The 262-nt window shown below is 36.6% G+C and carries 1 pseudogene; it reads right to left on the bottom strand.

The window, feature by feature from the left end:
* A pseudogene (locus R2R70_RS21060) lies at positions 1-262 on the bottom strand (glucan biosynthesis glucosyltransferase H); the annotation flags it as partial.

The following is a 262-nucleotide window of genomic DNA, read 5'->3' as shown; positions in this document are numbered from 1 at the left end:
CAATAGTACTTAATGCGAGCATTGATAGCCAAATAAGCGACGATATATATGCTGTGGCACCCAGTAAAAAATGAAACTTACTCATAAGCTTTAATTTATTTGATGACAATAAACCAAGGTGTTGAATATTGCCTTGTACCCAGCGCATATCACGAATTGCGTAGTCTAATATATTGCTTGGAACTTCTTCACAGCTACCTTCAATTTCAGATAACAACAGTACATCCCAATCAGCTGAGTGAAGTAAAGAAGCCTCAACAAA

The organism is Cobetia sp. SIMBA_158, from assembly GCF_046566945.1.
Taxonomy (GTDB): Bacteria; Pseudomonadota; Gammaproteobacteria; order Pseudomonadales; family Halomonadaceae; genus Cobetia; species Cobetia amphilecti.
This window is presented reverse-complemented; position numbering and strand designations above follow the sequence as displayed.